This window comes from Phycisphaerae bacterium (assembly GCA_035275405.1).
Taxonomy (GTDB): domain Bacteria; phylum Planctomycetota; class Phycisphaerae; order UBA1845; family UTPLA1; genus DATEMU01.
Map to the genome: position 1 here is coordinate 330,635 of DATEMU010000007.1, position 21,079 is coordinate 351,713.

Here is a 21,079-nt window from a genome sequence, read left to right on the forward strand (position 1 = left end):
ACAGGTGCGAAGATGGCCATGACCCAGGGTCATTTCAGATTGACAGCGCGCCGATCGGCATGGACGCTCATTGAGCTGCTGGCCGCGATCGGGATCTTCACCATCCTGTTCGGGGCACTGCTCTTCGGCGGCCGGGCGGTCCGCAACGCCCGCAACGGCGCGACGGCCACGCAGCAGCTTGCGCTGTTGGGGGCGGCGATCAATCAGTATGCGAGCTTCTGGCCGAAGTGGCAGGTCGGATCGGTCGTTGTTGCGGAGAAGGGCTGGCCGGATGCCATCCCTGGGCGCGTATTCGGTTCCTGCCCGGACAATATTGGTGATTTCGAGGAGATCGCCAGTTTCAACGATACGTTGGTATTGCCGGTCAATTGGCTGGACGTGAACAACCATGTGCTCAATGCCAATACCTGTCTCGCGTATCAGCTGATGTCGACATCGGGCAAGGGCCCATTTCTTGGCGATCGCGCTGGGGCGAATCTTCGCGACGGGGCGGAATTTTCCGGCGGCACGCGTGTGATGTATCCCGGCTTTGATAACACTTGTGTCCCCGGCGGGGGCGGCGCGGCCCGGGCGGCGGAAGTCTGTGCGGATCCATGGGGGACGCCGCTGCGTTATTTCTGGGTCTATCGCGATCCGAACGCCTATCGCGGGTATTTGCCGGTCGACGTTGCCCCAATTGCGGCCGACTTCGGCGACAACGGGGCCTTCGACGCCGATCCCTCAGGGGGGAGCTATATACCGAAGATAGCGATCGGATTTGTTCTGGAATCCGCCGGTCATGACAAGAAATTCGGCAACGTGTGGAAGGTGAATCCGAGCGCGACTGAGATCGAGGACGCCGAGGACAACATGGTGACTTCACCGTGAGTGATGCAATGAAGGCTGTGCTGCTCAGTTCTACCCCTCACTCCGACCCTCTCCCCAATGGGGACAGGGAGACGTGGCGGCGCGCCTTTACCCTCATCGAAATGCTCGTCTCCGTCGCCATCATCTCCGTGCTGGTGACGATCAGCGCTCTGGCTTTTCGCAAGATCGCCGAGAGTAACCTGCTGGCGCAGTCCAAGAACGCCGTGCTCACCTATGCAAAGATCGCCCGCGGCTACGCCGTCGCCAATCACGTGGAAACGATGATGGTGGTCAATCCGTTCAACGGCCGCTTCGAGATCTGGCACGCCAATCCCGCGCCGCTCGGCGGTGCGTGGGACCCGCTGTCCGAGGTGCCGCTGACGGATGGTTACGCGTACGCGCCGGTGCTCGATTCTGGCGCGCGGTTGCCAACGGATGCCCGTGGCCGGCCGCTCGCCGCGGTCCACCCGATTGACTACGACGCCGTGCCGCCGCCGCCGGCACCGCCGACGCCGACGCGGCCACAGGGCGCTGACGCCGCCGAGCGCAACATCGACAACTTTACCTGGGCCGCCTTCTGCTTTGACAAGAACGGCGAACTCGTCACGCGCACCCGGCGCATCGCCACGCGGACGTACACGCGCCGCGACGGGACGGCGCGGCCGCTGCCCAACTCCGCCGGCGGGCGTAACCGCCTCATCGACGAATCGCCAGACCTGTCGGTGTTGACCAATCCTCCGGGATTGATGGTTACCAACGGCGCCGACGGCGACACCGCCATCACCTCCGCCCGCGGATTCGTCATCTCCGACGCTGCGAAGATGCACCAGGTGCTGGGCAGCGCGGTGATCGTCGACCCCTCCGTGCTGGTGACCGAGTGGCTGCTCAAGACGCGCCCCAGCCAACCCTACGCGGGCTTCGCCGACACGGTGGTCCTCAATCGATTCTCCGGTCACGAACTGGCCAGGAAGGGGTCCTGACATGACGCGCATTCATCACAATTTGCGCGTCGTGTGGCACGGTCTCGCCCCAGGCGAGGCCGTGGCTCAAGCTTCGACCACGGCCTGCCCCGAAGCGGGTCAGACCGTGCCACCCCGCAGACGACCTCGCGGCTTTTCGCTGCTGGAGACGACGATCGCCGTGGGCATCCTCGGCGTCGGGCTGATCATGGTCGCGGCGGTCTTTCCCGCCGCGCTGACGCAGCATCGCATGAGCGTGGAGCAGGCCCGGGCGGCGGAACTGGTTTCGAAGGCGGAGGCGCTGCTGAACAGCCGCTTCCAACGGACGTCGCTATGGGTCGATCCCGGTGTTTCGTCAGTACCCGGCTTGGATTCGCCGTGGTATCTGCTCCCGACGGTGAACATGAACGCAGTCACGGGCGTGTGGGATCCCATGGTGGGGTATGCCGATGCCATCAACGGAGTCACCGGCTCCGATCCGATCAACAACCCGCTGAATCCGTTGGTGCTCTTCCCTCCCGATATCCTCAGCGATCGAATTGCGCCGGCCACAGATAGCGATCTCATGACCGCGCCGAATCGGGCGGTATGGTACGGTTTCTATCGCCGTGAGGCCGCGGGGACGACGACATTTGCCACGGCGATCTGCAAACAGCGGCGGAACCAGCTTTTTGTCGAACAGGATCTCACCGTCGGTGCACCGTTCGCCAATCCGGCATACGCGGCTAATCGTCGCCGGTTGCCCGTCCCTTGGCGCGTCTCCGTCGGTTATGTCGGTGGGAATATTCTTTCCAATGCTTCCGCGCCTCCGCTCCTGGGCGGGACGCTGGGACTGGCCCGGCTCGCGCCTGTCGGTACCAAAATCATGCTCAGCGGCGGCAGCTATGCCGACGGCGCAAGCCCCGCCATTGTCCCCGCGGGGACGATCCTGACCGTTTCGGACTCTATCGACGACTTTACCGTCGAAGTCGTCGGCGATCGCGCCGGTCTGCCGCTTTACGACACAGCCCCGGCGGGGCCTCCGAACTTCACGTTCGACGTCTGGGTCTTTCCGCCGAGCGTCGAGAACGGTGACTGGGGCAGGGAATCTCCGCTGCTGGATTGGAAGGTGCTGCAATGATCGAGCGCTGGGCAATTCAGCCTGTTGGCGATCGGGCCCGAGCCTTCACCATCGTCGAACTCATCGTCTCGATGGGCATCCTGACCGCCACGATGATCGCCGTCGCGACGGTGTTCAGCATCAGCTCCGATGCCGCCGGTCGCACCGAGGCGCACGCGGAAGTCCTCGAAGCATCGGCTGCGTTTCAGCAGACCGTCGCCGACGAGTTGTCGCGGATCGTTCCGGACGGCCTCTTAATCATCGAGAGTCCGCCGCCGACGCTGGTCCGCGCGGAGGTGTCCGAAGGTCCACGGGTGTTCCGCCTGCGCCACGATCGGCTCGTCTTCATTTCTTCGAAGGGGACGGAGGGCGCGTACCAATCGTTCACCGACCCGACGCGGGCCAGGCCGGATCTGACGGACGCGGAGACACGCCGAACACCCGCGAGCAGTCCCGAAGCGCTCATCTATTACGGCCCGGGCATCCCCGTCGCCGGCAACGGCACGGCGGCGGGAATCCGCACGCCGTTCGATGACCCGGCGATCCTGACGGCGTCGGAGTGGATGTTCGCGCATCGGGCGATCCTTCTGATGGTCGAGGACCCGGGCGTGGCGGGCTGGGTTCCGGCGACAAAGGCCGACTTCGACGCCGGACTGTTGATGCCGAATACGACGGGCATGTTCGAAGCGCGGATGGATGCGATTGTGACCGGCATGAATCCGGTCGCGGCGCTGGGCAACTGGCTCGATGTGGTCTGGACGAACCTGGCCGCGCCGCCGGTGCAACTGTCAGACCTATGGCAGCCGAATCTGACGCCGATCACGACGAGCCTGGTTGATCCGGCGGATGCGGACTATTTCACGCGATCGGGTTTCACGTTCCAGCCGCGGATGGTGGATTTTCGCATCGAGTGGACGGACGGAGGAAGCGTTGACCTGCTTGGACCGGACGATTTGCCGGGCACGGGCGACGAGGACCTTCGCACGCGCTGGTTCGGCCTGGTACCCGATCGAGATGAACTGCCCGATTTGAACTCTCTAAACTCGATGAGGTATCTAGCGCAAATGCGTGGAAGGCCGGGCGCAACAAATCACGCCAACCCCAATCCTAGTAACATTGACAATCCTAATCCATCACCTGGAATCTGGGACTCCATTGAGTGGTCTCAATCCGGCATCACGGCCGACCCCGGGGCGCACTATCGCGCCGTGTGGCGGAGAGGCACGTGGCAGTTCCGGCCCAAGGCCCTGCGGTTCACGTATCGCATCTACGACGCGACGCGGCGGCTGAAGCAGCCGACGTCCGTTGATTTCGACGAAGACGGCACGGCCGATCCCGATCCGGCGAACCCTACCAGTCCGTTTATCGTGACGCGGTATGGGCAGGAATTCTCAATTGTGGTGCCAGTGCCATGAATAGCGAATGGCGAATAGCGAATAGCGAATTAAGTGGTCGGCGTCCCCCCTCTATGGCGGAGGGCTCGCCAGATTTCCAGCAAAAGGCAGCCCAGTGCGCGAAGTCCCCTTCTGGTTTCGCTATTCGCTATTCGCCATTCGTCATTCCTCCGCGTCGCCGCGGCACCATCATGGTCTTCGTCCTCGGCGTGCTGACGCTGCTCGCGCTCGTGGGACTCGTAATGATCGCCCGCACGCACGGCGAATCGCGGCGGTTGAAGATCGACTCGGTCGCGGCGAATTCGCGCTCGGTGATGGACGGCATCATCCAGACGGTGCAGGAGCGGCTGCGTCAGGATATCTGGGGGCCTGATCCTGATCCCGACGATCCCGCAACTCAGGGTTATCCAATCCCGCTCAACAGTCAAGCCGCAGGAAATCTCCGCGAGACGAACGAGCCGTGGGATGCGCCGGGCCTCTCCGATCGCTGGCTGGCGTCGACGACGCCGTACATGTTTGACGAGGATGGCGATGGAAATCCCGATCTGGTACCGACAGGGAATACCACACCAGGGTTTGATCTGGAGAATGGCGTGCTGGTGTGGAGAAACGTCTCGTATCTTGGGATTGATCTGCTGGACACGAACGGCCCCGATGACTTGCAACCGTTTGCATGGTTGGCGAATTCACGAGTGGCAATACCCACTCCGGTGGGCTATACGGCCGCGGCGCTCGAAAATGTCAGAATACTCCAGACGCCGCCCCCTGGAATAACCGGCGACCTGATCCCCGGGTCGACGACCAATGTGACGATTGCCAACGCTCGCTTGCAATGGGACACGGAACTCGCCGCGCTTCAACCCCTGCTGGCGGGGCAGTCGCCTCGTTTCCCCTACTTCGACACCAACTCCGACGGCGCGGTCGATCTTTACGACGCGGACGGCGACGGCGTGCCCGATTCGCCGATCAGCTTCATCGTACCGATGGACACGGCCGATCCGAACTCGCCGCGGCAGCTCTACGCCGCGATCCGCATCGTCGATCACGCGAGCATGCTCAACGTCAACGTCGCCTCCAGCATGCGCCTGCCCTCGGGCTCCGGCACCGAACCGATGTTCGATGAACTTCTACCGGGCCTCCAGCGCCGCGGACGGCGGATGACCGAACTGCTGCTCGACGATGTCCTGCATCCGTCGGATCGGTTCACACGGGCGCGCGAAATGGTCAACGCCCGCTCGGGCGATGATCCCGTGGTGTACGACTCCAATATCATCCGGCGCTTGCTTGCGGGCGGCTCGTACGCCGGGCCGCCGGATTACTTCCTGTACGGGCTGTCGGACGAGGCCTCACTGCGACATCGCGGCATGATGGCGCCGTATGACCGGCGACTGGAGGCCGCCGCGCTGCCCACCGACAAGCGTACGATCGACCGGGCGCTACGCGGGACACTGGCGTGGTCGCGGGAGATTGACACCACGAATGGCAATTACATCGGGGCCAGCGCCCGGTGGACCCGGTTGAACTCGAATTTCGTCGCGGGCGCGCCTGTCGACGAAGGGTACGACGACGCCGGTCCTCCCTTCAAAAAAGGCTGGCGCTGGATGCTCCGCGAGGACGAACTCTACGCCATCCGACGCCAACTGCTCACGACAATCAGCCGCGAGGCCTCCCCCCCGCCGCCCGGCATTCTCTTCGATCAGTCTCCGCCGGGCGATCGCATCATCGGCCTGCCGCTGACACAGGCGCGCTTCGCCAGCGGTTCAAATAACCTCTCAACCATGAACTGGCCGGTGCTAGACCGTGTCACTTGGCCGGCCGTACCCGATTGGATGCGCGTATTGCCCATCGATCTGAACATGCGGACACAGGTCCTTGCCGATATCCAGGCGATGAAGGAAACCTACATCACTTATCTCGCCGGGGCGGTTTTTCGGGCGCTGGAAGGCGTCGGGACCTATCAGGGAAACTGTGTCCAGGACGATTGCAATGGCGCGACGGCGTATGATGAGACGCTGAACCGCGAGTATTTCGCCTGGCAGTTCGCCGTCAACGCCGCCGATTATCGCGACGCCGACAACATTCCGACGATTCTCGAATGGCCGGCCGGCTCCGGACACCACCTGTACGGCACGGAGAAACAACCGTTCATTACCGAGGCCTACGCCTATCTCACGGCGGGAGACAATACTCCGGGGCCCGCTCCGATCGGCCTGCCCGGAGATGAGTGGTTCCATGCGGTGGAATTGTATGTGCCGCCTTACTGGCGAATTCCGACGGTCGATCCCAACAACCCCGGCCAGCCGATCCTGTATCTGCATTCGCGCAACGTTACGCCGAACGTTCTGATCCCGATCAATACGTTCCAGCAGATTCCGGGCGGCGCGACGCTGAACGAGCTGTACGGCGATCCGGCGACCGGCGGGACCTACTACGTCTTTTGTGGCCCGACGGGCGACGCGCCGGTCGGCATGAACGTCAACGGCTTTTACCGCCATCCGTCTTTCAAGTTCGCGGACACCGGCAACGCGGAGATCGAACTGGTTTTTTCAGCAACCGGCTCCGTCGCGGATCCTTTTACCCATACGATTGACGTGCTGAGTGCGGACTATTCGGGAGGCACGCTGGCCGGCGGCTCGACGTCGGGCGGGGGCAAATTCGGTAAGAACAACGGCTTCGGAATCGGCTCCAACCACGAATTCTCGCTGCTTCGCAGCACGAAGGGCTGGCGGTTCACGACCGGATGGCAGGTCTATTCCAAGGCTCCGTCACTCATCCCCACGCCCCCGCCGGTGCGGGAATCACTCGGCGCGGCGAACAACACGAGCGACAGTTTGGACGACAATATCCCGCCGTCGGTCTGGCCCGGCCGCGTGGCCCTGAACGGCAACAATCCGCCGGAGAGCTTTGGCCCGGGCGAGCCGTTCGACGCCTTCGATTCGCCCGCGGAGATCAATCGCCTGTACATGTTCGGACCCATTCGCCGGGCGCTGGCCGCCGAGCCCCCCTACCTGCTCAATCGCAGCGGCGTGCCCTACGGCGTCGGCGTGGATATTCCGGTTACGCTCCTCCTGGCCGAGATTCTCTCCAATAATTCGATTAGCGACCTCACCAGCATCACGCCCGAACGCATCAGCGCCGGCCGCCTAGACTTTGTGAAACCCCCGCCCTCGGCCAGCCCGTGGCCGACGAAGCTGCTTTCGTGGTTCACGACGACGAGCCCCCTCTTCGACGGCATCGACAACGACGGCGACGGCTCGACCGATCTTGCCGATCCGATTCTGGGTCCGACGGAAGGCGTGCGCGTGCTCAACCGCGTCGCCGGGCGGATCAACATCAACACCGCGCCGGTCTCGGTGCTGCGCGCGGTGCCGTTCATGGGCCTTTTGCCCAATTCGGTCGAGTTTCTCGACTTCGGCACGCCGTCGGGCAATCCCGTCAGTGACTTCGCCGGCGGGACAGGGCTCTTTTATGATCTGGCCTCCGCGATCGTCGCGGCGCGGGAGAACCGCCGCGTGCCCGTGCGACTGCCCGACGGTTCGGGCGCCTTGCAGAACGTGGCGACGGCCGAGCGCGCGGCCATCCTCGCGCAGGGGATGCCGGCGCTGAATGGCTACTTCGCGTCCGTCTCCGATCTGGATCGCTTGACGCATGTCGTCGATGCGGTCGCCGGCAACGATCAGTTGTTCCGTGCGGATCGCCTTAGTTTCCAGCCCAACAACTCCGCGCTGGCCGTGTACAACCACAAGCTCATCGCCGGTGATCCCGACCTGGGCACATCCGAGGTCTTCTCGCCGGACTTCCGCTATCGCCGCGTAGATACCGATGGTGATGGCACGGTAGACGACTACGTCGCCGATTACGTTCCCGTGATGCCGATGGCGGGCGGCGTTCCCGTCATCCCGTTGGGTGACCAGGAATGCGAATACACCTACCCGGGCATCCGCGCCCGCGACATTTATCTCGCGCGGTGGGCGAACATGCTGACCGTGCGCTCGGATGTGTTCACGGCGTACATCGCCCTGATCGACGACCAGGGGCATTACGTACAGCGGAGCCAGGTAACCCTGGATCGCAGCGAGTGCTTCCGCGAGCGGCCGGAGCGGCCGTTTGTGGCCGGAGCCCCCCTGCCGCCCGCCCCGGGATCGATGGTCATACCGCGGATCGTGACGCGGACGGACGGCAGTTATGAGGAAGAGGTCCACTAACCTCAGGTGGCACGGTCTGGTCGCGAAGCGGTCAGGCCTTGGTCTCGATATGCAGAAAACGGCTCGCCGGACAGGTGGTGGGGCCGAATAATTAAGAAGAAAAGGGGTTGGGATCGACCCCCTTCCGGCCCTACAATAGAACGCGGTCAGGGCCACGCCGCACAACGCTTAAAGCGGAGGAATAATATCATGAATCGTCATTCGCCACGAACGGCCTTTACGTTGATCGAACTGCTGACCGTGATGGCGATCATCACGCTGCTCATCGGCATTCTGACGCCGGCGCTGAGCGCCGCGCGTAACCGGGCGAAGGCGACGACGATCCGGGCACAGCTTAACGCGATGGAAGCCGGGCTGGAGCTCTTCTCTGCCCCCGACGCGGAGGGCCAGTTTCCGCCGTCAAATGCCGTGCTTTACGCCAATGACATCAATAATCCTGGGAACTCTCCCGGCAGCGTCACGGATTGGGAGGTTGGGTCGACCGCGACCAATATTCTCCAGGGTGCCCATCTCCTGGTTGATGCGTTAGTGGGCCGCGACTTCCTCGGCTATGACCCCAAGCCGACGAACGGGGTAGTTTATGACCGTTGGAAGAATACGAACGATCGCCGACAACCTTATATCCCGGTGGACGGCGTGGACGTTACATCAGATCAAAAGCCGCCGGAGGATGGGTTTGGCACGCTTCAATCTGCCACAGTGAATGGCGTCACATTCGAACCCCAGCCGCTGATCACTGGCAGTGGTAGCGAGCAACTTTTGTGTCGGGTATTCCGCGACAAGTTCGGTTTCCCAATCCTTTACTATCGCGCCAGCCTCACGAAGAACCAGAACACTCCGATTATCACGGCGGGCAATGGCACTCCTCCGCCGGGGGCGAACTATGGAAACGGTGTGTATGACGGCATGGATAACGCGGGATTCACCAGCTATGACGCAACTCCTCCTCCCGCGTCGGCCCATCGGATTAACGATGCGCACCTGGACTTTCCGATTCCAGCCGGTAACTACGGCTCTGTTTTGAACAACCGGTTTGCCGAGTACATCCGCTCGATTCGTTCATCGACCTACGACACGACGAACCCCGACTTGATTCTCAAGCCCCGCCCGGTGAAATCCGACCGCTTCATCCTGCTGTCTGCGGGGCAGGACGGCATTTACGGTACTCTGGACGACATTGCCAACTTCGCGGCATTGTCGACGGAGCGGTAATCGACGGCTCGCCATATATTTCGTGCAAAACACCATCGGGTAGGATTGGCCACAACGGCGCGTCCTACCCGATTTTTTTGGATGATAGAACGCCCTGAGTAGCGGCCCCCGTCTCGGGGGCCGAGGAGCGCGTTGTCGAGTGCCATCGTACTGAATGCGATCACCGCGAGACTCGAGACGATGGCCCGCGCCGACGTCCGCCGGGACGGCGGATGCTACGCCGTATTCGCCACGCGATCGAACGACACTTCCAGCCGGTCCTTGACAATCTGCATCGTGTCCGGCCGGTCGGCCCGTTCCGCCTGGCAGCAGTCCTCGATGAGCTTGAGCAGGGCCGGATCAAGCTTTTGCGATTGATCCGTGTTGGGGTCGCGCCAGAAGTCGAGATTGATGCCGCCCTTGGTGACGGCCGCGCTGTTCAACTCCGTCTCGACGGAGCGGCCCAGGAAGATGCGGTGCATCGTCGCGCCGAGGCCGAAAATGTCGGTCCGCTGGTCGAGGGCCTGGCGATCGACCTGCTCCTTGGCGATGAAATCCTTCGTTCCCTGGATCCGCTCCTTGCGCGTGAGCATCGGGCAGGCCTGGCCGAAGTCAATGATCGTCGGCCGGCCGCTCTTGGCGCAGAGGATGTTGTGCGGCTTGAGGTCGGCGTGGATAAAGCCGCGGCGGTGCAGGTCGTGCAGACCATCGGCGACATGCCAGAAGGTCTTGATGATCAGCGAAAGCGGGTTGCTCTCGGCAAACTTGTCGAGGGGGATGCCTTCGACGAACTGGAGGATGTTGTAGGCCTCGATCGCCCGGAGCTTGCGCTTGACGATGCCGTATTCGACGCTCTTGCGCAGGACGGGGTGGGTGTTCTGCACGCCGACGTCGAACTCGTTCTTGAGCTGGCGGATCTGGGATTGGTAATTCGGGGCGTTGACCGAGACGTATTTCTTGCAGTACTGCGTCCCGTCGCGGGCGTCGCGCATCAGGGCCACCTTGGTGCCCGCCCCGGTCCCCAACTCGCGAACAAACATCAGATTTTCAAGACGCTTGGCCATGTTGCCAGTCTGCCATCACCGTGCCGCCGGGAGGACGCGGCCGCGGCGGCACTTGTGCCGATGTTCCGGTCGGTCTGCCATTCTCACTCGCCATCCCGGTGCGGCGGAATTCGGATACGCCGAGTATTTTATCGGCACCCATTGAATCAAGAATGCCTGCCAAGCCTGTCCCTGAAACAATCTACCATTTCCCGGGCGAGGCTTCATATCTCCGGCGACCTGCCGAGCGAATCCGCGTTTATCTTGAAATGGGCAGCCGTGTTGCCGGCGCGGCGTTGATGACGGACTTGGGAAAAAGGCAAACTTTGGCGCCAGCCGTTGCAACTTCAGGTGCCCGCACTCCACTTCTTCTCAATAATAACAATTCCCCAAGTGTCTTTCCACCAATTCGGACGGTAGGGCTCGGGCTATGAGATATGGGTATTTACCCCCACCCGCTATTGCGGCTTTTGGGCAGGGTTGCCGCGTAGCTGTCTGGAAAGGCGTGTTTTCCGCAATTTTCCGCCCTGGTACAGGGCTTGCTCAACGCGGTGTTTGGCCTCGCGGCTGGGTCGGTGCATGGGTTCACCGGCCGGGGGATTTTTCGATGACTACGCATGTAAGACAGCGTCAAAACGGCGCCAAGCGGACGATCCGCCGGGCCGTCGCCTATTTTCGTTGGATCTGGCGCTCCGCCGGACCAAACAGCCGCCCGGCCTCTCGTGTATCGGATCGGGCTGCTTACGCCTGCCCGGCCTGTTACCACGTGGAGTGACAGGGCCAGTAAGCGCCATTTTTTGAACTTCCGCACAGAGTGCAGATTTCTGGTTCTTCCTTTCGACCCGGCGCGGGCCGGCCGGAGGGGTCCAGGTCGTCCGGTGTGCGACCCGGGGGATAAGCGCCGGTAAAATACATCGTGGCCGCGAACGAGAGGGACGCGCACGATGCCGAGAAAACCGCGACTTGCCGTCCTGTGGGGATTGTCCATCGGGACGATCGCCCCCTCTTTGGCCCACTCCCACGACACCTGGCTGATTGCCGACAAAAACACCGCCAACGACGGCGATGTCGTGTGGCTGTCCTTTGTCACCGGTGAGGTTTTTCCCTTCGGCGAAAAGGCGACGGAGCCCGGCCGCGTCGCGCAGTTTGTGGATCGCCTGGACGACAAATCCGCGGACGTCACCGGCTTCAAGCCGGAGGATAAGGGTCTCTCGGTCCGACGGCCGATCGCCGGTGGTGGCCTGCATGTCATCGGCTGCGCGCTGTCACCGCACCTGATCGAGATGAAGCCGGAGGATTTCGAAAAGTATCTCCGCTCCGAACGCGCGGAGACCGCGCTCGCCGCATTTCAGAGGACGAGTCGTGCCGATGCGTTTAAGGATAAGCCAATCGTCGAGGAGTACACCAAGTTCGCCAAAACGATTGTCGAAGTTGCGCCGACCGACGAGGACGATGATGGTTATGCGGTCCCGCTCGGCCATCGCCTCGAGATCATCCCGCAATCCAATCCCTGCCGCTGGAAGGCCGGTCAGACCGTACAGGTGAAGGTCCTGCTCGACGGCTATGCCTGGAAGGATGTCAGCGTTTTTGTCGGACATGATGATCGCAAGGCGCACGACTACACCGCCGAGACGCGGACCGACGCCAAAGGAATGGCGTCGATCTCCCTGGCCCGTCCCGGTCATTGGTTCATCAAAGCACACGTCATCCGCCCGACGGACGGTCTGGGCAAGGTGAAATGGGAAAGCTTCTGGGCCAGCCTGACGTTTCGCGTCGGCGGTAAGGTCGAATTGAACCGCGGCCTGCAATCGATCCGCGCGGTTCACGGCCGTATCGACCCCGGTGCCGTCGCGGGCTATCGGATCGGAAAGCGAGCCCTGGCGGAACTCGGTTTGACGGCCGGCGCCGAAGAATTGCTGGCGGTGCATCGTGCGGGGCGACATCCGCAGCTCGCCGCCATGCTCGACGGCCTTCAGGCTGCGACCGGCGCGACGATCGGGCGGCTCAACCTGCGTGTGGAAGAAGTCGAAGACGACGCCGTTGAGACGATCGTGGCCAATCGAGCAACGGGGCAGCGTCTGGTATTTCGCTTGTCGGCGGATTGCCGGGGGATGATCGTTTCCACGGAAGCCGGACCGCTCGAAGAGCAGGCAATGCGATTAGCGACGCTTCCGGATACCGACCTGTTCGACATCGACGTTCGAGAGGAATTCAGACTGGCGAATAACGGCGTGAGCATCCCAAAAAAGAAATGACGAATTACAAAGGGGGGCGGCCAGGCCCACTTTCGTAATCCGTCATTCGTCATTCCCCGTTCCCTCCTCATTCTCCAGGCGGTCCGCGCGAGTGCGGAGCCGCGGTCGTGTGGCGGCCCAGCTCGTCATCCTGATCGGCGCGGGTCAGGCTCCGCCCCCGGCCGTCCGAGGGAAGATCGCCCGCGCCGTCGTTCGCCATCCGTGACGAATCCCGGTTTTTTGGGCGCACCAGTCCGACGGCATCCTCCGTCGCAACCCGCGCCCGGCGCTCATCCAGTAGCGGCAGGACGCCATCCTCCGTGACGGCATCCTGCCGGTCGGCCGCTTGAATCACATTCGTTGCCTCGCGCTTCGCACTGGCCGGCGATTGGTACGCCAGCATCGCGAAAACGCACCCCGCCGCCAGCGCCGCGGCGAGCCGCCCATAGAAAGCCAGAGCAGCCGACCTCGGGACTTTTCGAATACGGCTCTCCATTCCCTCCGAATGCCGCTCGCCTCCGTTGAATCTCGGCGTTGACATGTCGCGGCTCCTGAAAGATCTGCTCAAGGCGTGCCCGTGCACCCACGGGATAATCCATCGGCGGAGTTTGCCCGACGGGCGGAGTCCAACCCGTTGATGCGACGGCCGGCTCGTGAGGGCGACCGCCGTTATCAGCCTCAATAAACGGGGTCAAGGCCCCTCGTCAGCCTTGCGAGATGCGCGTGATGGCCGGCAAGTCGAGGAGATTGGGGATGAAGGGGCGGTGATCCGGGTGAACGGTGCAGTATTCGATTGAGGCCCGGCCCGGTCCATTGGGGGGCTCATCGAAACGCATCCTTACAAAATGGTGATGATCTTCCATGACGGACTCGATCGCCAGTCGCGTCCGGCAGCCGTGCGGCTCATATTCCAGTTGCAGCGTCGCGAATTGACAGGCGCCCAGCGCCAGGCGATCGATTAACTTCGACGCCCTGAGGACGAAATAAATGAGCAGAGAGAAGAAAGCGCCCGCCGCGACGTGGCCGCTCCCGATGATGACGCCGACGGCCGACGTCGCCCAGATGCTGGCGCCGGTCGTGACGCCGATGACCAGGCCGCGTTCGCGGATGATCGCGCCAGCGCCGAGAAAGCCGATGCCGGTGACGATCTGAGCGGCGACGCGGGTGCGGTCGGCGCCGGGCCAGTCGCCACCCAGGAGGATGGAGGCCTGGGTGAAAATCGCGGACCCCAGGCAGATGAGGATGAGCGTGCGCATGCCGGCCGGCTTTTGGGCACGCTGGCGCTCGACGCCGATGATCCCACCGCAGATGACGGAGGCGATCGTGACGATGACGCCAGCCCAGTGGGCGGGCACGACTTCATGGATGTCGCCGAGATAGGGCCAGAGACGATCGGACATACGTGGATCGTCGGCAGGGCGGCGAGGGCGACTTGATTCCGTGCCGCTTGCTTCCCCTTCGCGCGTCCTTTCTAATCTTGCACCCGCGTCATCGCGTACATGAGGATATTGGAGGAGCCGCCATTGGATATCGCCGCCTTGGAAAGCAAGATTCGCAGCAAGAAGGCCCTCGTCGGCATCATGGGCATGGGCTACGTCGGGCTTCCGCTCGTCCGCACATTCGCCAACGCCGGTTTCCGCTGCCTTGGCTTTGACATCGACCCCGCCAAGGTGCGGATGCTCAATGCGGGCAAGAGCTATATCAAGCACATCCCGAACTCGATGATCGAAGGCCTCCTGCGGGCGAAGCGGTTTCGCGCGACGGCGAACTTCAAGGAGTTGCGCAAGCCCGACGCGATCATCATCTGCGTCCCGACGCCGCTCTCCAAGTCGCGCGATCCGGACATGAGCTACGTCGAATCGACCGCGCGGGCCGTCGCGAAGACATTGCGGCGCGGACAGCTCGTCGTCCTCGAATCGACGACCTATCCCGGCACGACGCGCGAACTCGTCAAGCCGATTCTGGAAAGCGGCGGCAAACTAAAGGCTGGTCGCGATTTTTTTCTCGCCTTCAGCCCGGAGCGCGAAGACCCCGGCCGCAAGGACTATTCGACGGAGACGATCCCCAAGGTCGTCGGCGGGCTCGAACCTAAGAGTCGCCGGTTGGCCGTCGCGCTCTACTCCGGCGCGATCAGCCGCGTTGTCCCGGTCTCGACCTGCGAGATCGCCGAGGCGGCGAAGATTGTGGAAAACGTTTACCGGTGCGTGAACATCGCGATGGTCAACGAGCTGAAGGTACTCTTCGACAAGATGGGCATTGACGTGTGGGAGGTCATTAACGCGGCCAAGACCAAGCCATTCGGGTATTCGGCCTTCTACCCCGGCCCCGGTCTTGGCGGGCACTGCATTCCGATCGATCCATTCTACCTGACATGGAAGGCCCGGCAGTACGGCGAGCCGACACGGTTTATTGAGCTGGCGGGCGAGATCAACACGGCGATGCCCGAATACGTCGTCAACAAACTCGCCGAGGCGATGAATCATCGGCGCAAGCCGTTGTCGGGCTCGCGCGTGCTGGTCCTTGGTCTGGCGTACAAGAAGGACGTGGACGATCTGCGTGAGAGCCCGAGCATCGAACTAATCGAACTGCTCCGCGAGCGCGGGGCGAAGGTCGATTACAACGACCCGCACATCCCTCGGACCCATCGCGGCCGCGAGCACGACCTCGGGCTCAAGTCCATCCCGCTGTCGCCCAAGACGCTGAAGCGCTACGACGCCGTGCTGATTTCCACGGACCACACTGCTTATGACTACGACATGATCGTCCGCCACAGCAAGCTCGTCATCGACTCGCGGAACGCGACGGTCGGGGTGCGCAAGGGCCGCGAGAAGATCGTAAAGGCGTGAATTCGGCGGGCGATACCATGCCGTCGAGGTCTAGCTGTCGTGAAGAGAGCGAACCACGCTTGCGGCGGGTACGAACTAGGGTAAAGACGTAGGATGCGGAAAATCCTGATGTTGTTCTTGGCTATCCATCGACAGCAGTCTTTCTGACTCTTGCTCAATGAAGTCTCTCACACTCCGGCGATCAGTTGCCGATAGCTTCAAATCCGGACCCCATGCGCGAGCGTGATTCTTGGGTCGTTGCTCCATCTCGAATAAAATGAACTTCAGGAATTCAATCATAGCTGTCGGTGTATTCTTGGCGGCGCGCATTTTGACTGCTCCCTTGACTCGCTTTTCGCTTTTATAGCCACCGGTTGCGTACGGTGACCCACAATACGGCGGGCAATCTGGGAGATAGTCTCGGACAAGCGGCACTAGCCAGACTTCCTCTGCGGGACTGACTCCCGGCATGGGGATGAACATCCAGGGGCTATGGAGTGTCGCCCTAAGGGGGTCCGTTGAAAAGCCTGCCATGTTCATTCCTATGGCGAATTCGTTGGGCATGAGCCAAAGGCTCGCGAGGACGATCTCCGTCGGAAGGATCGCCTCACCCTTCTGAATGCGCACGAGCTTGTTCACCGAGCCAAAAGGAACGTCGCCAAAATAGCGCAGGTATCGGCGTCGGCTGACTAACAACAGGCCATCCTTTGGAATCACCTCCCCATCCGAATCAACCAGCCGAACCGTCTCTCCACTCGCTACGCACCGAGCCGGAAGTGCTCCGAGGGGAATCGGGATTAAACACCCCGTGCTTCCGAGGCACGCTGCACCGAGGATAGTTGTCGCCGTCCTCCAGCCCATTACATAAGGGTAGACGAGATGTTCGCAATCTGAAAGTTCTCATGGAGAAGGCATTGACCGTAACAGAAAACCGCGAGTTAGGCTGAGGAGCCGTTATCATTTGTCGTGAACGGTTGGTTGTTTTGGAAGTCAGTAATCTCTCCAAAGCGTATGTTAACGACCCGCACATCCCCCGGACGCATCGCGGCCGTGAGCACGACCTCGGGCTCAAGTCCATCCCGCTGTCGCCCAAGACGCTGAAGCGCTACGACGCCGTGCTGATTTCCACGGACCACACTGCTTATGACAACGACATGATCGTCCACCACAGCAAGCTCGTCATCGACTCGCGGAACGCGACGGTCGGGGTGCGCAAGGGCCGCGAGAAGATCGTCAAGGCCTAGCGCCCTTCGCGATGCGCCCGCCCGCCTTAGCGACTTCCCCCAACAGCCCTTTGAAGGCTTCGTGCGCTTGCAACCGCATGACGTAGGATCGCTCTGTCTTGCCGCCCTTGGCGCGCATCAGGCGAACCAGTGATTTCCGATCGGCGCTGGGGCAGCGGTTGCTCCAAGTCGTCATGGCGACGAGTGGGCTGAGTCGTTCAAAGGCGCTTCGCTCCTCGACCGGCCATCGCGACAGACCGGTGGCGCCCAATACCTTGCTCGCTCGCCGGACGGCCCACGCCTCCGCCGTCTTGCGATTGCCGGCGAATCGCTTTCCAATCCACCGCGTCACCGCCAGACCGATATCGATGATCTCCGGCGCGTGCGCGGCGGCGTTCGCCGCCGATCGCAGGTCGAGGCGGAGTCGGGCCCCGGCCAGCCGGCGCAGCGCCGACGGCGGACAACGATATTTCCGATCGCTTGAAAGTTGGCAATGCTCGTTCTCGGCCAGCTTGGCCGTCCTGGGATCGATGGGGCGAAATCCCAGCCGGTAGTAAAACCAGAACGCTCCGGAACGGATCGCCTCGGTATTCCCCGCCCCGAATTGAAAGGGATCGACCGTAAAATAGCCGGCGCGAAAATGATGACGAAATACGCGAAGGACGCAGGCAAACGCCAGCGCCGACTCGCCGCCGCGGAACTCGTCGAAGATATTGACGCCGATCTCACACCGCTCCATGAAAACCCATCCGCCGCCATAGCCGATGGGCACCCGGTTGCGCGCGACGACGAACCCGAAGTAGCTTTCAATCGGCAGGCGTCGATCCGGCGACATGCCGAAAACGGCGATGTCAATGCCGTGTTCCTGCCGAAACAAATAGACCTCCCGATCGTTCGCATAGGTCAACGTGTCGATTTCGCGGCGGCGAACGCACAGTGTCGCGCGGCAGGCGTCGAGGACCGCGCGAGCGTTCGTGGCGGGCAGGGGACGGGCCGCAGGCACGCTTTGTTCAAGGATGGTTTCGGCGTTGGGAGAACGAAGGAAGTCGCCCGTCTGCCAATGGAGGGGCCGAGGCGGGAAGCGCACCAACGTCCTCGACGATCGCCGACCCCGCAGCGACCAACGGACGGCGAGATCGAGCGTATCGAACGCCTGTTCGCGAACGACCTCCGAGGCCGGCATGGCATCGACCTGTTGGATCAGCCACGACAAGTCTGCCCGACCGCGACCCGCCGCCACGCGAATCCATTCCCGAGTGGACAGCCGTTCGCACAGGAGACCGTCGCGCTCCACGGGCGCCGCCAGGTGATTCAGAAATTCGCCAAAGCTTTCGCTACCGTCGTCATTTTCCCATTCGAGGCGGACCTCGCGTCCGAATTGATTCGTCAACCATCGGCAGATATCCAGCGAGAAAGGACAGACGACGTGGGACCCGGCGATTCCGCTGTTCTCCAGGCGTCGGACCTGACCGCTCGTCCTGGATTGGACAACACGGCGGATACGGAGAAGTTCTCGATCGACCTGGCGAAGGACCGAGCGATCATCCGGATGGGCGATCACGAACAGCAAAGCGTCGTGGTAGTTACGGATCGCCCGCGGATCGTCGATCGGCATCCGCGACGCTTGCGCCAGCCATCGCCGTTTCGCCGAGCGCTGTGTTCGACCGAAAGACGTGCGAAGCCTGGTCAGAGAAGAAATAATGGAGGGAGTCGGCACAATCCATCCTCGGCGAGGATTCTCACTCGCATGGCGAACAGCAACCCTTAGAATCGTCGCCTCGATTGCCGATGGGAGCAACGCCTTGCCCATTCTTGATGTTCAACAACTTCAAAAGTCTTATGGCGTGCTGCGTGCCGTCGACGAGGTCAGCTTCAGCATCAATGTCGGCGAGATCTTTGGCCTGCTCGGGCCCAACGGGGCGGGCAAGTCCACGACCATCAACATTATCGCGACGACGCTGGAGGCCGATGGCGGCGCCGTGTCGGTTAGCGGCGTGCCGATCTCCCGCTCGACGGAGTACAAGCGGAAGATCGGGTATGTGCCGCAGGAAATCAGCCTGGCGGATCGGCTGACCGCCCGCGAGAACCTGCACTTCCTTGGACGACTCTACGATCTTGGCGGGCCCCTCCTTCGCACCCGAACGAACCAGGCCCTGGCCGACGTGGGGCTGAGCGATCGCGCGGACCATCTGGTCAAGACCTTTTCCGGCGGCATGAAACGCCGGCTCAACATCGCCGCCGCGCTCTTGCACGATCCCGATCTCATACTCATGGATGAGCCGACGGCGGGCGTCGATCCGCAGGCGCGGGCGTACATCTTCGAAGTCGTCGAAAAGCTCGCCGCCGGCGGAAAGGCGATCCTTTACACGACGCACTACATGGAAGAAGCGCAGCGGCTCTGCCGGCGCACCGCGATCATCGACCACGGAAAGATCCTGGCGATGGGGACGCTCGATGAACTGGTCCGGGCGACGAATAAGAAAGTCGCGCTCATCGTCGACGCCCTGGACATGACACCTGCCGCCGCCGAAAAGCTGGCGGCCGCCCTGGGTGATGTAGCCTGGACCGTGAAGGAGACTGCTGCGCACCTGACCGTGCCGCAGGGTGAACAGGTGCTCTTGAAGGCGGCCAAGGCCGCGGAGACGTTGGGCCTGCATCCGACGGCCCTTCGCCTCGCCGAGCCGAATCTGGAAGACGTTTTCCTGGAACTGACCGGCCGGGCACTGAGGGATTAACGACGTGCTGCGCTCGCTTCGAATCATCGCCATCATCGCGGGCAAGGACCTGCTCATCCTCGGCCGCTCCAAGGCGACGCTCGCCGTCATCTTCCTGCCCGGCATCGTCCTCTACACCGTCTTTACCAACATCTTCAGCGGTCCAGCGGGAACCGGCCGCCCGTTTCGCGTGGCAGTGGTCGACGAAGACCAGAGCGACGCCTCGCGGCAAATGATCGAGTCGCTCTCCGCGACCAATATGAAAGTCATCCGGACGATGGATGGTACGGAGGGCAGCCCGCCGCTGACCGCCGAGGCAGCCATCGACGCGATTCGCCGCCGTGGGACGTATCGCGTCGCACTCGTCATTCCCAAAGGCTTTCACGAGTCGCCCAACATGCTCCACCGGCCGGACCATCACGCGGGAATCGTGATGTACTACGACGAATTGGAGCCGATCGAGCCGCAGATCGTCGGCGGATTGGTGCAGATGGCGGCCGGCCGGCAGCTCTTCACCAGCATGTTCAACATCGGAAAGGAAAAGCCGGCGACGAGCGGCCCCGCGGAGCTGGATGAGCGGATGCTGGTAAAGATCGACCGGAAAACGGTCCAAGTGAAGCGGATGAAGAACGCGGCAGAGCACGCTTTTCTCGCGGGGATCGTGCCGATGTTTCTCCTCTTCAGCGCGGCCGGTGCGGCGCGCGGGATATTGGACTCGATCAAGAGCGGCGAGATTCGCCGGCTGACGGCTGCCCCGATCCACTCCTCGCACCTGCTGCTCGGCGGACTGACCAACATGCTGCTGGTGCAAATGATTCAGTGCTACGTGATGTATATCTACGCGTGGCTCGTCTTCGACGTCGCCATCTGGCAGATCACCGGCGGTCTCTTTGCCGTCACGCTCTGCACGGCGGCGGCCACGATCGGATTCGGTTTGTTCCTCGGCGCGCTGTGCCGGACGCCGGAGCAGATCGACGCGGTCGGGACGATCGTGATTCTCGCCATGAGCGCGATCGGCGGGAGCATGGTCCCGCGCCACGTCATGCCGGAGTGGATGCAGAAGTTTGGGCTCTTCACCATCAACGGCCAGTCCTACGACGCGTTCATGAGCGTGCTGTCGTTTGAAGGGCTCGCGGGATTGGCGCGTCCTTGCGGCGTCCTGCTTGCCGTCGCGGCGGTCTCCGCGATTATTGGCAGCGCGCTCCTGGGCCGACGAATGCGCAGCGGACCGACGGCATGAAGCCAATATTTGGTGGGCGCCTTGGCCAAAGTGTCGTTCCGCTCGACGCGCGCTTCGGCGCCCACCGGGCCCTATTGGCCCGAGATACGCGGGCCTCCGGACAGGG

General features: G+C 62.5%; 16 protein-coding genes. 11 read left to right on the plus strand and 5 right to left on the minus strand.

Annotation, left to right across the window (positions count from 1 at the left end; genetic code table 11):
• The first annotated feature begins 18 nt into the window (after positions 1 to 18).
• The 6 genes from VJZ71_10585 (at position 19) to VJZ71_10610 (ending at position 9,715) form a co-directional block, all read left to right on the plus strand.
• Positions 19 to 867, plus strand: a complete 849-nt coding sequence (locus VJZ71_10585; GenBank protein HKQ48506.1) for a type II secretion system protein — start codon at positions 19 to 21, stop codon at positions 865 to 867.
• The gene (locus VJZ71_10590) at positions 864 to 1,826 is read left to right on the plus strand and encodes a prepilin-type N-terminal cleavage/methylation domain-containing protein (protein HKQ48507.1); all 963 of its coding nucleotides are present in this window, start codon (positions 864 to 866) and stop codon (positions 1,824 to 1,826) included. Before VJZ71_10585 ends, VJZ71_10590 begins: the two co-directional genes overlap by 4 nt.
• Position 1,827: 1 nt before the next feature.
• Positions 1,828 to 2,925 carry a prepilin-type N-terminal cleavage/methylation domain-containing protein gene (locus VJZ71_10595; protein ID HKQ48508.1) on the plus strand — a complete coding sequence of 366 codons (1,098 nt, stop codon included), beginning with the start codon at positions 1,828 to 1,830 and terminating at the stop codon, positions 2,923 to 2,925.
• Positions 2,922 to 4,319, plus strand: coding sequence for a hypothetical protein (locus VJZ71_10600; protein HKQ48509.1), 1,398 nt, complete (start codon positions 2,922 to 2,924; stop codon positions 4,317 to 4,319). The genes VJZ71_10595 and VJZ71_10600 overlap by 4 nt, the downstream gene beginning before the upstream one ends.
• Before the next feature lie 170 nt (positions 4,320 to 4,489).
• Positions 4,490 to 8,503: a hypothetical protein gene (locus tag VJZ71_10605; GenBank protein HKQ48510.1), complete on the plus strand. Its 4,014-nt coding sequence runs from the start codon at positions 4,490 to 4,492 to the stop codon at positions 8,501 to 8,503.
• A 189-nt stretch (positions 8,504 to 8,692) separates the two neighbouring features.
• Positions 8,693 to 9,715 (plus strand): type II secretion system protein, encoded by a 1,023-nt coding sequence (locus tag VJZ71_10610; protein HKQ48511.1) that lies wholly within the window; start codon positions 8,693 to 8,695, stop codon positions 9,713 to 9,715.
• Between the two features lie 215 nt (positions 9,716 to 9,930).
• Here VJZ71_10610 and VJZ71_10615 read toward each other — a convergent pair whose 3' ends face one another.
• Positions 9,931 to 10,758, minus strand: a complete 828-nt coding sequence (locus VJZ71_10615; GenBank protein HKQ48512.1) for a protein kinase — start codon at positions 10,756 to 10,758, stop codon at positions 9,931 to 9,933.
• A 923-nt stretch (positions 10,759 to 11,681) separates the two neighbouring features.
• Between VJZ71_10615 and VJZ71_10620 the strand changes: the two genes are divergently transcribed.
• On the plus strand, positions 11,682 to 12,992 hold the full coding sequence (locus VJZ71_10620) for a DUF4198 domain-containing protein (protein HKQ48513.1): 1,311 nt from the start codon (positions 11,682 to 11,684) through the stop codon (positions 12,990 to 12,992).
• 67 nt (positions 12,993 to 13,059) lie between these two features.
• Here VJZ71_10620 and VJZ71_10625 read toward each other — a convergent pair whose 3' ends face one another.
• Complete coding sequence (locus VJZ71_10625) at positions 13,060 to 13,512, minus strand: hypothetical protein (GenBank protein ID HKQ48514.1); 453 nt, start codon at positions 13,510 to 13,512, stop codon at positions 13,060 to 13,062.
• Positions 13,513 to 13,675: 163 nt separating this feature from the next.
• Positions 13,676 to 14,371 carry an MgtC/SapB family protein gene (locus VJZ71_10630; protein HKQ48515.1) on the minus strand — a complete coding sequence of 232 codons (696 nt, stop codon included), beginning with the start codon at positions 14,369 to 14,371 and terminating at the stop codon, positions 13,676 to 13,678.
• A 99-nt stretch (positions 14,372 to 14,470) separates the two neighbouring features.
• On the opposite strand from VJZ71_10630, the gene VJZ71_10635 reads away from it, so the two are divergent.
• Positions 14,471 to 15,817 (plus strand): nucleotide sugar dehydrogenase, encoded by a 1,347-nt coding sequence (locus VJZ71_10635; GenBank protein ID HKQ48516.1) that lies wholly within the window; start codon positions 14,471 to 14,473, stop codon positions 15,815 to 15,817.
• A gap of 75 nt (positions 15,818 to 15,892) precedes the next feature.
• Here the strand turns inward: VJZ71_10635 and VJZ71_10640 are convergent, their stop codons facing one another.
• The gene (locus tag VJZ71_10640) at positions 15,893 to 16,513 is read right to left on the minus strand and encodes a hypothetical protein (GenBank protein HKQ48517.1); all 621 of its coding nucleotides are present in this window, start codon (positions 16,511 to 16,513) and stop codon (positions 15,893 to 15,895) included.
• Between the two features lie 266 nt (positions 16,514 to 16,779).
• Here VJZ71_10640 and VJZ71_10645 point away from each other — a divergent pair, with 266 nt between their 5' ends.
• Positions 16,780 to 17,040, plus strand: a complete 261-nt coding sequence (locus tag VJZ71_10645; protein ID HKQ48518.1) for a hypothetical protein — start codon at positions 16,780 to 16,782, stop codon at positions 17,038 to 17,040.
• Here the strand turns inward: VJZ71_10645 and VJZ71_10650 are convergent.
• On the minus strand, positions 17,030 to 18,736 hold the full coding sequence (locus VJZ71_10650) for a hypothetical protein (protein HKQ48519.1): 1,707 nt from the start codon (positions 18,734 to 18,736) through the stop codon (positions 17,030 to 17,032). The two genes, VJZ71_10645 and VJZ71_10650, sit on opposite strands and share 11 nt — an antisense overlap.
• A gap of 85 nt (positions 18,737 to 18,821) precedes the next feature.
• On the opposite strand from VJZ71_10650, the gene VJZ71_10655 reads away from it, so the two are divergent.
• On the plus strand, positions 18,822 to 19,754 hold the full coding sequence (locus tag VJZ71_10655) for an ABC transporter ATP-binding protein (GenBank protein ID HKQ48520.1): 933 nt from the start codon (positions 18,822 to 18,824) through the stop codon (positions 19,752 to 19,754).
• Positions 19,755 to 19,758: 4 nt separating this feature from the next.
• Entirely contained in the window at positions 19,759 to 20,973 is a 1,215-nt protein-coding gene (locus VJZ71_10660; protein ID HKQ48521.1) for an ABC transporter permease, read from the plus strand.
• The last annotated feature ends 106 nt before the right edge of the window (positions 20,974 to 21,079 follow it).